Source organism: Vibrio metoecus, from assembly GCF_009665255.1.
Classification (GTDB): Bacteria; Pseudomonadota; Gammaproteobacteria; order Enterobacterales; family Vibrionaceae; genus Vibrio; species Vibrio metoecus_B.
This window is the reverse complement of record NZ_CP035687.1, coordinates 488063-503764: the sequence shown is the minus strand read 5'-3', so window position 1 is coordinate 503764 and position 15702 is coordinate 488063. Positions and strand designations below refer to the sequence as shown.

Below are 15702 nucleotides of genomic sequence, written 5' to 3'. Positions count from 1 at the left end.
CGAAAGACTGCTCGGGAGCGGGCAGTCTTGCCCTTTACACATCAGATAAATCTAAAGGGCATCACTGTTTCCATTCGTCTATCCCCAAACCGCCGGAAGTGGTTGCAATACGGCCGCTTCGCGCGGGGATATGGCTTAGTTGTCTCGCTGTTGGAGTAACGCAATGAGCAATTCAGTAGAACAAGAACTGGAAAAGTTCGAAGTGCCAACCCGTACCCGTTTTGGTTGGGTAACGCGCACCATTTCCGTACTGTGTGTGCTGCTGTCGCTGGCGCACATTTGGTTTAATACGTTATCCACGTGGTCAGAATTGTGGATTTCGGCTATCCACTTCGCGGGTTTCGCGATGATTTGCGCGCTTTGGTATCCCGCCTTACCTCGTTGGCGTGAGAGCAAAGTTGCGCTGGCGTTTGATGTGTTGTTAGCGCTGCTGGCACTGGCGTGTTTGATCTATTTGATGCTGGCAGAAGATGCACTCTATGAGCGCGGGGTGAAATTTGTTACCAGCGATTGGGTGTTCTCGATTCTCGCGATCTTGATTGTGATGGAGATGATCCGCCGCACCATGGGTTGGTTTATCCCCACGTTGATTTTGATCTGTCTGACCTATGTTTCGGTCTGGGGCAAATGGGCAGGCGGCATTTTCCATTTTCCCGGTTTAAGTGCCGAAACCCTGCTGTATCGCAGTTTCTATTCCTCGGAAGGCATGTTCGGTTCGATTGCAGCGATAAGCTGGAGCTTCGTGTTCATGTTCATCCTGTTTGGTGCCTTCTTAGTGCGCTCTGGTGTTGGCGATTACATCATGGATGTGTCACGCGCTGCGGCAGGTAAAGTGGTGGGGGGGCCCGGTTTTATTGCTGTGCTGGCTTCGGGTTTGATGGGGTCGGTTTCAGGCTCTAGTGTCGCGAATACGGTATCAACGGGTGTGATCACCATTCCCATGATGAAAAAAGCGGGCTTTCCAGCACGTTTCGCGGCAGGTGTGGAGGCCGCAGCTTCGACCGGTGGGCAACTGATGCCGCCGGTGATGGGCGCAGGCGCGTTCATCATGGCGTCGTACACGCAAATTCCGTATGTGGATATTGTTGCGGTGTCGTTTATTCCGGCGCTCATCTATTTCCTTTCTGTTGCGTTTTTCGTGCGTATTGAAGCCAAACGCATGGGTGTACAAATTGTCGCGGCGAGCCAAGAACCTTTCCTGAAAGTATTGGTATCGGGTTGGCATAACTTGATCCCACTCGCTGTACTCGTGACCTTATTGGTGCTCGGCTTTACCCCAACGTACGCGGCGGGCTTGTCGATTCTGTCGGTGATTGTCGCTTCGTGGTTTTCCAAAAATCACAAAATGGGTCCTAAAGCGATCATTGAAGCGTTGGAGCAAGGTGCGAAAAACATGGCGACGACCGCGGTATTGCTGGTTGGCATCGGCTTGGTCATTAACGTGATCAGCACAACGGGCATCGGCAATACCTTCTCACTGATGATCAACAACTGGGCGAATGGCGATCTGCTGACCATGCTGGTATTGATCACTTTGGCTTCTTTGGTGCTTGGTATGGGGCTGCCAGTAACGGCAGCGTACATTGTGTTGGGTACGCTTTCTGCTCCTGCGCTGTACAAGCTGCTGGCCGAAAGCCAGTTGGTGGATTTGATGGTTTCGGGGCAGTTACCTGAACAAGCCAAAGCGATTTTCATGCTGGCGGCGCCGGATCAATTGAGCTTGCTCAATGCGCCTATGGCGGCGGAAAAAGCCCATGAGCTGATTAGCCTTGTGCCCGCGGATTTTGTGGAAACCTTGCTACAACAAAGCTTAGGGTTAGAAGCGATTGGTCTGGCTCTGCTTTCGGCGCACCTCATTATCTTCTGGCTCTCGCAAGACAGTAACGTGACGCCACCGGTGTGTTTGACGGCATTTGCAGCGGCGACCATCGCCAAAACACCGCCGATGCGTACTGGGTTTACCGCGTGGAAAATTGCCAAAGGCTTGTATTTGGTTCCCGTGCTGATTGCCTATACCCAGCTAATCAGTTGGGACGTGACCACAGTTGTCACTATCGGCATCTTTGCGATTTTTGGCACTTACGCCATGATTGGCGCGATTGAAGGCTATCTTGAAGGGCCGCTGAATGTGCTGTTGCGCTTAGTGCTGGCGGTGATCGGTGTGCTGCTGGTGTGGCCAAATTTACCGATTTGGATCCGTTTAGTTTGTGTGGCGTTGTTTGTGGCGATTTTTATCTACACACGAAAATCATCAACTCGCGTTGAGCGAGCAAATTCGGCGGTGCAGGAGGCGAAATCTGCATGATTTATGATTACGTGATTGTCGGAGGCGGTATTGTCGGCGTCTCCACGGCTTGGCAGCTTAAACAGCGTTATCCGGAAAAATCGATTCTGCTGGTGGAAAAAGAGGCGGGATTCTCCCGCCATCAAACTGGTCACAACAGCGGGGTGATCCATGCGGGGGTTTATTATGCTCCCGGCAGTTTGAAGGCTGATTTTTGTAAACGCGGAGTCGAACGCACTTTGGCGTTTTGCGCGCAGCACAAGATTCCAGTGGAAAACTGCGGCAAGTTACTGGTGGCCACCAATGAGCAAGAACTCGAACGCATGCACGCACTCTATGATCGCTGCTTACAAAATCAGATCGACGTTGAAAAACTGGATGCCGTGCAGTTGAAGCTGGCGGAGCCCAATATTCGTGGCTTAGGGGCGATCTTGGTGAAAGCGACCAGTATTGTCAATTATCGTCTGGTGACTGAGAAAATGGCCGAAGCCTTTATGCAGTTGGGTGGCGAAGTGAAAATTGGCACGGAAGTGGTGGGCTTGGAAGAAACCCCATCCTCGATCACGCTAACTTGCCAACAGAAGAACCAACGCGTGAGTTATCAGGCACGATTTCTAGTGACCTGCTCAGGCTTAATGGCCGATCGCTTAACCAAGATGCTCGGTTTGCCGACCGATTTTCAGATCATCCCCTATCGTGGCGAATACTATCGTTTGGCACCCAAGCATAACCAAGTGGTGCGTCATCTTATCTACCCGATTCCGGATCCTGAATTGCCGTTTCTCGGCGTACATTTAACCCGCATGATTGATGGTAGCGTGACCGTTGGCCCCAATGCCGTTCAAGGCTTTAAGCGTGAAGGTTATGGCAGATGGAATGTCAGCCTACGCGATGTGTGGGAGATGGTTCGCTTCCCCGGCTTTTGGAAAGTGAGTGCCAAGCACTTTAAAACGGGCATGGTCGAAATGAAAAACTCATGGTGGAAAGCGGGCTACTTACAGTTGGTACGTAAATACTGCCCAAGTATCGAACTGACCGATCTTGAGCCTTACCCTGCAGGCATTCGTGCCCAAGCGGTATTAAGTGATGGTACGCTGGTGCACGATTTTCTGTTTGCCGAAAGTCCGCGCAGTTTGCATGTGTGTAACGCGCCTTCTCCAGCGGCCACTTCCGCAATGCCAATCGGCGAATATCTGTGCGATAAAATCGCGGAAAAATCGCTCGCTTAACCCTCTCAATGCCCATCAATGAAGGTGGGCATTTTCTTCGCCTATAATTTTAAAGTGCTTACATATCATTATCTTTAATTGATTTTTGTGTAACTATTTGCTGATTTTATGTGTAATTGTTTGCATATTTTTTGGCACAGATTCTCATTTTCAAGAAACCACTCGCACAGAGTTGGAACCCCTCTCTCGTTGTGGATGCAGTGATTCTACCGAAATGTCATTCGGTAACTAATAATAAATCCGTAACTCGGTTGTCTATGTCCGGAACCTATTGTGGTGTGAATACCCTAGGTTTCGAGGGTTACTGCGGCCGAAATTCAGGTCGCATCACGCACGCTAACCACAAGAAAAACAAAATGAGAAATCCAACCATGAACAAGAAACCATTAACGCTTCTGATAGCTGGGCTATTGGGAAGCACATCGGCGTGGGCGCAACATGAGCTCACGCTAGTGCAGATCGGCGAAAAAACCGTTGAGCGGCTAGAATCGATTAAAGCGATGGCCGAACGCGGAGAAGGGGTGTTTGAGCGCAATGGCGAACGCTGGATCCGTTACAAAGGGACGGACTATCGCCTGAGCTACAAAAATGATCTGCAGTTCCCTTTTCTGCCTTATCAAGGCGGCGATGATACGCCTTATCGCAACGTGATTGACTTTGTCGATCAGAGTTGGGAATTCATGATGTATGACGGCGGTTTTTATCTCATGAGCCGCGAATTTGGTGTTTACGAATCAGACGAGCAAGGCTGCTTTATTGAATACATTCCTGCGTCACACGGCTCTAAGCGTGCCGACGGCAGCTACATTTGGGAGCGCGATGTCATCTATCGCACCGAAACCAATGATTGCGGTGCGTTAGTCAAACCAGAGATTCGCTCGTTAACCGTTTCGAGCCTGTCTGATGTCGGTGTGTCATTTGACTGGCTTGGGCAAAACGAAACGGACTCAGTGACACTCACGGTCACTAACCTCAGTGATCACAGTGATGTTCGACGTTATGAGCATGTTTCTGCGGGTTTCTTTGTGGGTGGGCTTAAGCCAGAAACCCAGTATGAAATTGCCCTCAGTTCTTGCAATCAAGTCGATTGCGCTGAGCCGAAAGTGGTGCGCTTCACGACTCAGGAAGCTCGAGTTGGTTTTGCTGATGAGATCCCAACCCCGAACCATTTGCAAGGCAGTTTAGAAGGCGGGTTGAGCATCACGCAAACCCATACTTCGGTTGCGCCCAAGGGCAATGAGCTGACTGGACAAGGCCATCTCGATGCGATCATGAACCGTGAAGCTTTACTGCTGTTTACGCCGCAGCAAGGTGAGGAGATTAACCAAGTCCGCGCCGAAGTGTTCCTCGATGGCGAATTAGTGCAAACCATCTTGATGCTGCCGCCAAGCGCTCTGGCTGCGTCGGATCAGCCAGAGAATGACCGCATGAAAGTGGTGTTTTCGCATCATGCATGGTCGCTGCCCCTGCAATGGGATTGGATGAAGCCGGGACTATCGCTGCGCCTGACTGACAACTTAGGCCGTGAGGGGGTGCTCAGCCAAGGTGAAATCCAGTTTGGCGGTGCGCCTGAGTTGGTGATCCAGAACATCGATATCGGCATGTTAATGCCACCGCGGGATCGCAACACCATGATCCAAAACTTGCCTACGCTTGCGGCGGATTATTTCCAGAAAATTCCAGCCTCTAAACTGGTGATGGCCGATTATACGCCAGCGCACTTTCCCGTCGTGACCATGCCAAACGGTGTGGTGTATACCGACAAGAGCGCAAGTACGGGCGGTTGGCACAGTGGTGATATGCGTGAAGCGATCGGTAAAGCCATGGTCTCTACGGGTATCAACAATGCCAACGTCGGTATTGTGAGCAGTGCGGGTTATTCGCAGCAGTACAATCGACGTTTTAACCACATCACAGCCCATACCAACGTGGGCATCTATACCAAAAAAGACACGGATTTACCGCAAGTCGTGGTGCATGGCGGCAGCGGTGGCGGTGGCATCGTGACACTGGAAGCGACGACCGGTAACGAGTGGTCTCATGAGCTTGGGCATAACTATGGCTTAGGTCATTGGCCGTACATGGCCTCGATTCACGATATGGAGTCCGGTTGGGGTTGGGATGCGTTCCACCAACGCTTTATTGGTAACTTACACTGGAAAGGCGATGTTTACACCCAACAGCAAGGTGATGATATTGTGCCACCGTTTAAAGATGCCTTCCGTTTCTTAGTTGATGCGCAAAATGGCGGAGAGCAAGAGTACGTTGGCACCATCAGCCGCTTTACCTTGGAGCATCCGGCTCAGTCGCGCAAAGCACAGCGTTGGATGAACAACGGCTTCAACCTAGATAGCCACAGCCCAAGCGGCTATGTGCAATGGGATCAGGCGACGCAACGTTATAAAGCCGTCGAAACGGATACACCCAAACCCCAGCAAGTGGGTGTGCCGGTAGTGACCTTATTGGGGATTTACGATCCGCAGAATGAGAACCCTAGCCAAATCTATCCTCTGGTTTATTCAAATTATGGCAACCTGTTTGAACTGCCACAGCCAGAGCAAGGTGAGTATCAGCTAGAAGGTTGGCAAGCAGCCGGGGATCTCACTCAAGCCGAAATCCAATACAACCAATGGCAGACGTTATTGATTGATGGGCAACAACTGCCAATTTGCCGCTTTGATTACACCAATACCAATGGTCAAAGCGCGACGTTTGTTGGCAGCTTAAATGCACAGCGTAACGTGTGTGAAGGTAGCCGAGATATGCGCTGGTATAACGATTATCAGATTGATTCGCTAGTGGGGCAGTACGAGTTACTTTCACAATTTGGTGCAGGCAATGTGACCTACACTCCGAATTCGGAGATTGGTGAAGTGCAGCTGTGTACTCTAAACAAGCCGCACAATAACGGTAGTCATGACGGGGCAGGTTTTGTTCGCAATGGCCGCTGTGAGCAAGTCGAAGGCGTGAAAAATAACGCTGAAGGTCGCGTTTGGAGTTATGCAATCCGTAGTGGGGAAGTATTGCCGAGAAATATGGATTCTCAACGTCGTTGTGAGTTGCTGGTAGAGCACCGTAATGGTTCAACTCGTGTGGCATTGGCTGGCAATCGTCATACATCGACCGAAAGTAACAAGTTCCACGTTAACTTATCGATGGAAATAGGTGTACCTACCCAAGTGAGTTTGAGCTGTAGTGACCTTAACGGCACTTCAACGCTGACACATTTCACGCCAGAGCAGAATCCGCCGCTGGATAAGCTCAAAGGGCCAATCATCATCGGTCAGGAATACGGTTACAGCCAAGTGGTCGATATGACGAAAACCTTCGCCCAGAACCAGACTTTGCTGAACACGGATTTTGCGACCATCGCGGAGTTTGATGCCTTTGTGGCCGAACACTATGGGCGCGGCGTGCTCAACAATGGTGTGACGAAAGCGGAGCGCCGTGCTGGGGCGTTGTATGTTTACCCGAATCCAGAAACGGGTACGCGCGACTACTTTGTGATGCGCACGCTTGAAGCTGGTGCGTTCCCGACCGACCAAACCAGTGATCAAGGTTGGAAATACCTTGGCTCGGCAGATGACCACATTAACTTTGCTTTCAACCCAATCAAGCTCAACAGAGCCGAGGGTGTGAGCGTTGAAGCACGTGTGCAAAGCTACTTTGGTGTATCTCGCTTGCTGACATGGGATGAACGCACCTCAACCACGTGGGACAACGCTTCTAACGCAGTGTTTGTTGGTCAAATCGAGGGTGAAAACCATTACTTTATCCAAAAGCGTCTGGGCGAAGGGGAGGCATTCCCAACGCGCGGAGCGTCAAACCAAGATTGGATTTGGCTAGGCAGTGACTCTTCTATTCAAGAGACTCTTACTGAGCTCAATCGCGATCTGGCCAGCTTTGAGCGGATGCTGCTGGAATGGTATCAACAAGACGCGATGGGCGTGTGGGGCAGTGATGGTCAGCGTGGCAACGTGAACGACATCTACCAATATGTATTCCGTGGCGGTTACCACTACTACCGCTTGAAAGTGACGAAGTATGGATATTTCCCTTTCCCAACCGATCCCAATCCAACTAATGGACACTGGGAATACCTCGGCCAGTTCTAAGTTTTTCATTATAAAGCCAGTCGTTTGACTGGCTTTATTTTTATGGCGCCGCCATAGCTGCTCTTGGTAGCGACGACAGATGCAGAGTGCTCGGACCCATGCCATCTTCCTTTACTTAACTTTACCCTTCTGCGACAGCGCTTTACATTAGGCTTGTTACTCTAAAGTAACCTTATAAATAAAGCGGGTTTTGGTTATGAGCAGGGTTAAATACACACTTTGGGCTATGCTAGGTCTCACCACACTGTTTTGGGTGCAAGTTGAACCAACAATATGGACGTCGACGAACCTATTCGAGTGGCGCTCGGGATTGATCCAGTATTCTGGCATTTTGGCACTCATGTTGATGTCGCTAGCGATGCTGTTAGCGTTACGTTTACCCTTGATAGAACAATGGACACAAGGAATAGACAAAGGCTACCGGATTCATAAATGGCTCGGGATCTCCGCGCTCTTGCTTGGTGTCTTTCACTGGCTGACTTACCATATTCCTAAGTGGCTCATCTCTCTTGAGTTGCTGACTAAACCCGTGCGCCTCAACGGTTCTGGCCCACATGGGAACTTATCCGTTTTGGCATTATGGCTAAAAGAAGCCAAACCTTTGGCGATGGAAATGGGGGAGTGGGGCTTTTATGCCTTGATTGCGTTGTTGGTGGTTTCACTCTGGTCGGCCATTAAATACAAACCGTTTCGGCTCACTCACCGCTTGATGGCGGTAGTGTATTTATTGATTGCTCTACATAGTGCGATCTTGCTGAAAAAAGCCTATTGGGGTGAGCCGATTTACTGGCTAACAATGCTGTTCATTGTCGTGGGCTCATGGGCAGCATGTTATAGCTTGCTCGGTTTGGTTGGTCGGCAATCTCGTTACCCTGCTCATGTTGACGCATTTCATTACTGCCCGAAAAGTCAAACTTTGGATTTAACCATTCAGTTAGATAAGCCATGGTTAGGTCATAAAGCTGGGCAGTTTGCGTACCTACGGTTTGCTGGTGAAGAGCCGCATCCATTCACCATCGCCTGTGCTCATCAAGGTTCACAATTACGTTTTCTGATCAAAGAATTAGGCGACTTCACGACAGGTTTGCATGATAGGTTGCGCCGTGGCGATACGCTAGAAGTGGAAGGACCTTATGGTAAGTTCGATTTTGTGGCTCATCAACCGCAGATTTGGATCGGCGGCGGTGTCGGGATTGCACCATTTATGGCTGGCCTCGATTGGTTAATGACGGAGAGAGCACATACCCAAGTGCATCTGTTTTTCTGTTGCCATCAGATTGATCCCAATGTGTGTGCAGAATTACGCCACAAAGCGCAGGCGGCAGGAGTTGCTCTCACCATTATTGATTCGAGTGTTGACCCTCGTTTGTCAGCGGAGGATATAGCGCGCCGATGTGGAGATTTAAGCCGTTTCGACTTCTATTTCTGTGGGCCTGTTGCTTTCTCTAATAGCTTGAAAAAGGCGCTTAAACCCTACCGAGTGGATCTGTCACGCCAATTTCATGAAGAACAATTCGTGATGCGCTAATGCTTTCGATATGGTGCAGTGAGCGGAGGCCAAGATTGACAAGGTCGCTGCTCACTTGTTAACCTCCCCTCATCCTTACTTCTGGAGATAACGCCAACATGGATATCTAACTTCCTTATTACCGATGATCTTAATTTCATTCGGCTCTTGGAGTTAGTAGGCGTTATTGCATTTCTGTTTGTTCACTGAGTGTTGCTCGTTTTACCACATAAGAGTGTGCGATTGGCGATGGTTCGCCGGAAAACGCCAATTCATCGTGGTTATCAGCTTACTGGCTTCTTTACTTTTCTTTGAACAGTAAAGGGGATCTTTATGCCCGTTATTCATGCCCACCAATTAAGTTATCAGCTAGAAAGTGGTGAGTGGTTGTTTCATCCATTTGATTTTCATTTTCCGCAAGGGCGCACCGCCATTGTGGGCCGTAATGGCATTGGCAAATCAGTGTTGCTTCAGTTACTACTGAGTAAGCTAAAACCTACGTCTGGACATGTGGTGTGCCACGGTCTGGTCGGTTACTACGCCCAGCACACCTCAGATCTCGAAACGGATGTTAGCCTTGCCGAGTTTCTTGGCATTGCGAATGCGCTCCATGCATTACATGCAATTGAAGCAGGCAGTATCGACCAACAGCATTTTGATGAGTTAAGAGAGCAGTGGGACATTGCTGAAACCACTCAAGCGCTGCTGGATGAGCTGCGTATTACGTTACCGATGGATGCTAGCTGTCGTTTTCTTAGCGGCGGGCAACTGGCGGCGCTCAAACTCAAACGCCTGTTTCTGTCGAATTGTGATGCGTTAGTTCTGGATGAACCGAGTAACCATCTCGATCAGATTGGACGCCAATGGTTAATCGACCAGTTGCGACAAGAGAATCGTCCGGTGTTGGTAGTGAGCCATGATAGAGCACTGTTAATGCAGATGGATCGTATTGTCCGGATTACCGCGGAAGGTTTGCATTGGTTTGAAGGAAACTATGCCCACTATCAACAGCAATGGCAGTTGCAGCAAGAAGCGGTGAGCCGACGTGTGAGTCAATTGCACAATGAACAGAAAGCGATTGAGCGTGAAATACAAAAGAGTCAGGAAAAAGCGCAAAAACGGGCAAACCAAGGCGCCAAAGCACTGAAATCGGGCAGCCAACCGAAAATATTGATGGATGCGAAAAAGAACAATGCCGAGAAAAATCGTTCCGCTGCGTTAGTGAACGCTCGCAACCAGCGCCAGCGAAACCAGCAGCAATTGCAAGGGTTGCAAGATAAGTTAGTGCGAGAGTCGGACCCAAAACTCTATCTTGCCGATATTGGTAACAGTAAAAAACGCACCTTGCTGAGTGTCGAGAATTACAGCGCTGATAGGCTTAACCATTCGCCACTGACTTTGTTTCTACGACAGGGAGAGCATTATCGTCTCTGTGCTCCAAACGGTGGGGGTAAAAGCCGTTTTCTTAAAGCGGTTGCGGGTTTGCATCGTCAGTACCAAGGTCATATCCAGTGCAACGCTCCCGTGGTGTATCTCGATCAGCATTATGCTTTGGTGGATTTAAACCAGTCACTGCTCGACAATTTGACTGGGTTTTGTGAAGGTTTAACGGCCAATGATGCCCGCTTGCTCTTGGCCGGGATCGGCTTTCGCCGAGACACGGTTTACCGACTCGCCAAGCATCTCAGTGGCGGTGAAAAAATGAAACTGGCCATGTTAATGGTCAGCCATGTTGCCAATGAACCTATTTTGCTGCTTGATGAGCCGGATAATCATCTCGATCTTGAATCCAAACAAGCCTTAGCCAAGGCACTGGCACATTATCAAGGCGCATTGATTCTCGTCAGTCATGATGATTATTTTGTCGCAGAAGCGCAGATAGAAAAATGCTGGAGTCTTGAGTAACAAGTGAATAACCACCTACTTGAATACTCAGTAGGTGGTTATCATTTTATCCAGCAAAGGTTGGCAACAAATTGGCCATTGCCATCATGTGGAAAACCGCAGTAAGCACACCAAAGATCAGCACGACACCTAGTGCCACATTACCACCTGGGACAACAAAACCTTGTGCGCCATTGGCTAAAGTGCGCGATTTACGCGCGAGGAGCACAGGGATAATACAAGCCCAAATGGTTGCGGCTGCGCCTGCGTAACCAATCGCAATGATAAAGCCGAATGGGAACAGTAAAGAGAGAATGAGAGGCGGCAAAAAGGTGACCAGCCAAGTTTTGGTACGTCCTTGTTTACAGTTACTGAACTGAAATAAATCGGCCAGAAAATCAAATACGCCTAAGCCAACGCCAATAAAAGAAGAGAGGATAGCCGCCATCGAAAAGGCGTTGATCGCTTGTGAGACTTTCTCCGATTCCACCACTGAACCTAAGGCTTTTAAAAGCACATCCACATTCCCACCTTGCTGTATGACAGGCGCAAAATCGGCACGAGGTAAATTGCCAAAAATGCTAAACAGCCAAAGCGCATAAAGACTTAACGCAATCACTGTGCCTCCTAAAATCGCGTACTTGGCTTTGCGCTCTTCGCCGTAATAGGCACGCATGGATGAGACGGAGTGATGATAACCAAACGAGGTCAGCGCAACGGGCAGCATTGCCATTGCATAAGGAGCGTATTCACCACTTTGATTTAGAGTGTCAAATAGGATGGATGTTTTCACCTTGATCGCTAAGCCTGAAACGCCAAAAATAAAGCTCAGTACCATAAATACGATCAAAATAACCGAGATACGATCCACCGCACGGGTTGAATGCCAGACGAAGGCGGAAAATACTGCCACAAAAAGCACCGAAGCGAGTTTGCTGTTGATGTTCAGGAGATCCTGCAAAATTAGACCAGAAGAGGTGATGTAGGCGTACAGCAAAATACCGCCGACAAAGTAAACGGTCAGGTTGTTAAAGCGATTGATATGGCTGCCTAGCATATCTTTGGTCACGGTATTAAAAGAGACTCGAAGATCGTAATGTTTAAAGGCTTCAAGTAGCATCCAGCCTGAAAGTGTCATCACTGCCATTGTTAATATCAGTGCCAGCATTGACCAGAGAGTCCATGCACCAGCACCTGCGCTGGGGAGGCCAAGCATACCAGCACCTACGCAGACGCTGGCAATAATGCAGGCTCCTCCAAACAGAGAGGGTTGTTTCGACATGATAAAATCCTTGGGTTTCACGTTATTGTTGATTTTGTTGTTATGTTGTTTAGGTCAAAAAAAGGCAGCCTTTGCAGGCTGCACTTTTTCGATACCGTATTAGGCTTTTTCTTTTAAACGAGCCGTAAAGTGGCGTAGCACGGGTGGCTCGTAAGTAAACTCCAATCCTTTTACGTTACGAGCATTGGCTTTCACCTTCTCAAATGCTTCGATGATGAAATCCATATGGGTTTGCGTATAAGTTGCGCGAGGAATGGTTAAACGGAGCAATTCAGCTGGGCAAGGATGCTGTTTTCCGGTTGCAGGATCACGGCCAAGCAGGAGTGAACCAATTTCTACTGCGCGAATGCCTGCGACTTTATAGAGTTCACAAGCTAAAGCGTGAGCAGGGAATTGGTCTGCTGGGATGTGAGGCAGCAGTTTACCGGCATCGACAAACGCGGCATGGCCGCCAGCTTGTTGGCAAACAACCCCGATCGCTTCTAAGCCGTTGACCAGATACTCCACTTGGTTAATGCGATAAGCGAGCCAATCTTGGCGCATACCGTCATACAAGCCAACCGCCAAACGCTCCATGGCACCGCCTTCTAAGCCACCGTAAGTTGGGAAGCCTTCTTGCACCACACACAGGGTTCGGCATTCTGTGTACACATCAAAGAAGCTTTCGTCTTTGAAGCAGAGTAAGCCGCCCATCTGCACCATGGCATCCTTTTTGGCCGACATCGCGAGTCCATCGGCGTATTTGTAAGCTTCACGCGTGATCTCTTCGATACTCCAGTTGCGATAATCGCGCTCACGTTGCTGAATAAAATACGCATTTTCAGCAAAACGAGCAGAATCCATGATCACGGGAATGTCGTAACGCTGGGCAATCTCATACACGGCTTTCAAGTTGGCGATAGAAACCGGCTGGCCACCCGCAGAGTTACAAGTGATGGTGCTGACAATATATGGGACGTTAGCAGGGCCCGCTTCAAGGATGGCTTGTTCGAGCTTTTCTAAGTCGAAATTGCCTTTAAAATCGGCTTTTACACCGGTATCAAACGCTTCTTCGGTGTACACGTTTTTAGCAACACAGCAGTTGATTTGAGTATGGCCTTGAGTGGTATCGAAAAAGTAGTTAGATAGGGCGACCATTTTACTGCGATCGAGTCCTTTCTCTTTTTCACGTTTTTTAATCAAAACAGGAATATAAATCTGCTCTGCACCACGACCTTGGTGAGTAGGAATGGTGTATTCATAACCAAAAATATCTTTAACCGCTCTCGCGAGTGCGTGGTAGCTGCGGCTGCCGCTGTAGGCTTCATCACCACGGAACATCGCGGCTTGCATCTCTTGAGTGATTGCGCCAGTGCCGCTATCTGTCAGTAGGTCAATAAACACATCTTCGCTATCGAGTAAAAAAGGGTTCATGCCAGCATTTAAAATCGCCTTTTCACGATATTCCCGTGTGGTACGTTTTACGGGTTCAATAACACGAATACGGAAAGGTTCAGGTAAGTGTTTAAAGTTTTCCATGTTGCTTAGTCCTAAATTTTGATAAAAGAAGTCTTATAAGGAATAAAATCAAAATCCCTTGCTTCTTGAATTTTTAATAATATTACCTCGGGTGATAAATAAATTTACACCATGAGGAATGCATGTTTGAATTCTTACTGACCTTGAGGCGAAATGCCGGATTAATTATTAATGAATTGAAGTTAAGAATAACAAATAAACATCAATATCATCTACGCAACGAATATAAAACTCATTGAGAAAAAATGTCCAGTATTATAAGCCCCAAACTATAAGTGAGTAAGATGGCTGAATAACGATCCCTTCCGACTTGAAGCAGCAGTGGTGTTGGCTTAGGTTGTTCACCCTAATCACATAGATTGTCTATGCTCATGGGGATGAACTTACTTGCCGACTACCTGCAACGCCAAGTAGCTTGGGTATAAGCCTACTATGCAATAGCTATGCAATAAACGATTACACAGAATGACACGTTATCCATACGAGAAAGGATTACGCAGGAAAGAAGAAAGCGATTTTATAATCGAGGGTAAACCAAAAGCTAGAGTTGTTGTACGTTCTCATATTTTCACCTATTTGAAATGATTCATTTCAAACCCAGATTGATTATGTATGAAAATAGAATTTCGTCATCTGGGAAATGAATAAATTGAGAATGTGCTAACAAAAAATAAAATCATGAGTGATGAATCACATTTAATAAGCTATTGCATCCTGCATCAAGATGCAGAGAAAGATTTACTTTTCTGAGCCTTAGATTTAGGCTACTCATCATTTCGCGAAAAGTAAAAATTATCCATGTTTGAAAAAACACATCTCTTAAAATTGGCTCGAATGAAAATGCCGTTTGGTAAATACGCAGGTCGCGTGCTGATTGATCTCCCTGAACCTTATTTGTTGTGGTTCCAAAAGCAAGGGTTCCCAGAAGGTGAGCTCGGAGTGCTACTGGAACTCTGTTTAGCTCTTAAAATTGAAGGATTAGAGGCATTAGTCAAACCCTTAAGACAATGAGTGATAGGGACAAACACCAAGTAGATTGCCTCGACCTGTTTGGTTACCACTCGATGTGAATAGGCGTACCGGGCTGCACTAAGCTCAGAAAATCATCCATTTCACTATTGGTTAACGCTATACAACCGTTGGTCCAGTCAAAACTTTGAATAAAGGCGGGATCTGCTGTTTCACCATTTTTCAATCCGTGGATCTTGATGTCGCCTCCAGGGCTGACTCCTAATTGAGCCGCATGTTGCTCATCTTGTGGATTAGGGTAGCTAATATGAATTGCACGGTAAAAATGGGAATCTTGAGTAATAAAGTCTAAGTAGTAGTTCCCTTCGGGTGTGCGCTGATCGCCCTCTTGCTGTTTATGCCCTTTGGGGGACTTACCGAGTGCGATGCGATACTCACGAATCACTTGATCTCCTTGCAATAAATACAGGCGTCGTTTCGATTTATCGACTTTGACGAGGTCGACCTGAGCAAAACTGACGCAAGGCAAAATCCATAGTATTAATAAAGCCAAAGAGACAAGGCGCATGAGGAATCCATAGTGAATGCAATCGAGCCTAATTTTAGCGGCTTCCTTATTGAAATTGCAGTGATGTCCGTGACGTTTGTTTATTCTCACCATTCCATCGAACATGAAAAACAGCGTGAGGATGCCATGTGCTGTTGAATCAATAATGAGAAAGTTATTAAAAACTATTGTTCATAGATGCAATAAATGGAAACAACATCGCAGAAATGCCGCCTGTGCCGAGGATGTAATCAGTTATCTGGGAAAAATGCGGCGCAGTTAACAGCCAGTCAGATAGCCAATTGATTGCTTATTAAAAAATCAGCCATTATTTCTAATAAAACATAATTCCAATGTCAGGCTGTGC

General features: G+C 48.0%; 10 protein-coding genes. 6 read left to right on the top strand and 4 right to left on the bottom strand.

Annotated features, from left to right (window positions below):
- Positions 1-163: 163 nt before the first annotated feature.
- The 5 genes from EPB59_RS15770 (at position 164) to EPB59_RS15750 (ending at position 11040) form a co-directional block, all read left to right on the top strand.
- A complete protein-coding gene (locus EPB59_RS15770; RefSeq protein WP_154173740.1) occupies positions 164-2305 on the top strand; it encodes a TRAP transporter permease in 2142 nt (713 codons plus the stop codon).
- Complete coding sequence (gene lhgO / locus EPB59_RS15765; protein WP_154173738.1) at positions 2302-3513, top strand: L-2-hydroxyglutarate oxidase; 1212 nt, start codon at positions 2302-2304, stop codon at positions 3511-3513. The genes EPB59_RS15770 and lhgO overlap by 4 nt, the downstream gene beginning before the upstream one ends.
- Before the next feature lie 371 nt (positions 3514-3884).
- Complete coding sequence (locus tag EPB59_RS15760; protein WP_154173736.1) at positions 3885-7628, top strand: M66 family metalloprotease; 3744 nt, start codon at positions 3885-3887, stop codon at positions 7626-7628.
- A gap of 196 nt (positions 7629-7824) precedes the next feature.
- Positions 7825-9156 (top strand): ferredoxin reductase family protein, encoded by a 1332-nt coding sequence (locus EPB59_RS15755; RefSeq protein WP_154173734.1) that lies wholly within the window; start codon positions 7825-7827, stop codon positions 9154-9156.
- Positions 9157-9468: 312 nt separating this feature from the next.
- Positions 9469-11040, top strand: a complete 1572-nt coding sequence (locus tag EPB59_RS15750; RefSeq protein WP_154173732.1) for an ATP-binding cassette domain-containing protein — start codon at positions 9469-9471, stop codon at positions 11038-11040.
- A 46-nt stretch (positions 11041-11086) separates the two neighbouring features.
- Here EPB59_RS15750 and EPB59_RS15745 read toward each other — a convergent pair whose 3' ends face one another.
- The 3 genes from EPB59_RS15745 to tnaC form a co-directional block, all read right to left on the bottom strand.
- Complete coding sequence (locus EPB59_RS15745) at positions 11087-12301, bottom strand: aromatic amino acid transporter (protein ID WP_055050100.1); 1215 nt, start codon at positions 12299-12301, stop codon at positions 11087-11089.
- 99 nt (positions 12302-12400) lie between these two features.
- Complete coding sequence (gene tnaA, locus EPB59_RS15740; protein WP_046126272.1) at positions 12401-13819, bottom strand: tryptophanase; 1419 nt, start codon at positions 13817-13819, stop codon at positions 12401-12403.
- A gap of 492 nt (positions 13820-14311) precedes the next feature.
- Positions 14312-14383, bottom strand: a complete 72-nt coding sequence (gene tnaC, locus EPB59_RS19055; protein WP_081017583.1) for a tryptophanase leader peptide — start codon at positions 14381-14383, stop codon at positions 14312-14314.
- Between the two features lie 234 nt (positions 14384-14617).
- Here tnaC and EPB59_RS15730 point away from each other — a divergent pair, with 234 nt between their 5' ends.
- Positions 14618-14830, top strand: coding sequence for a DUF3820 family protein (locus EPB59_RS15730; RefSeq protein ID WP_055033746.1), 213 nt, complete (start codon positions 14618-14620; stop codon positions 14828-14830).
- A gap of 43 nt (positions 14831-14873) precedes the next feature.
- On the opposite strand, the gene EPB59_RS15725 is transcribed toward EPB59_RS15730, so the two are convergent.
- The gene (locus tag EPB59_RS15725; RefSeq protein WP_154173730.1) at positions 14874-15356 is read right to left on the bottom strand and encodes a L,D-transpeptidase family protein; all 483 of its coding nucleotides are present in this window, start codon (positions 15354-15356) and stop codon (positions 14874-14876) included.
- Positions 15357-15702 lie beyond the last annotated feature (346 nt).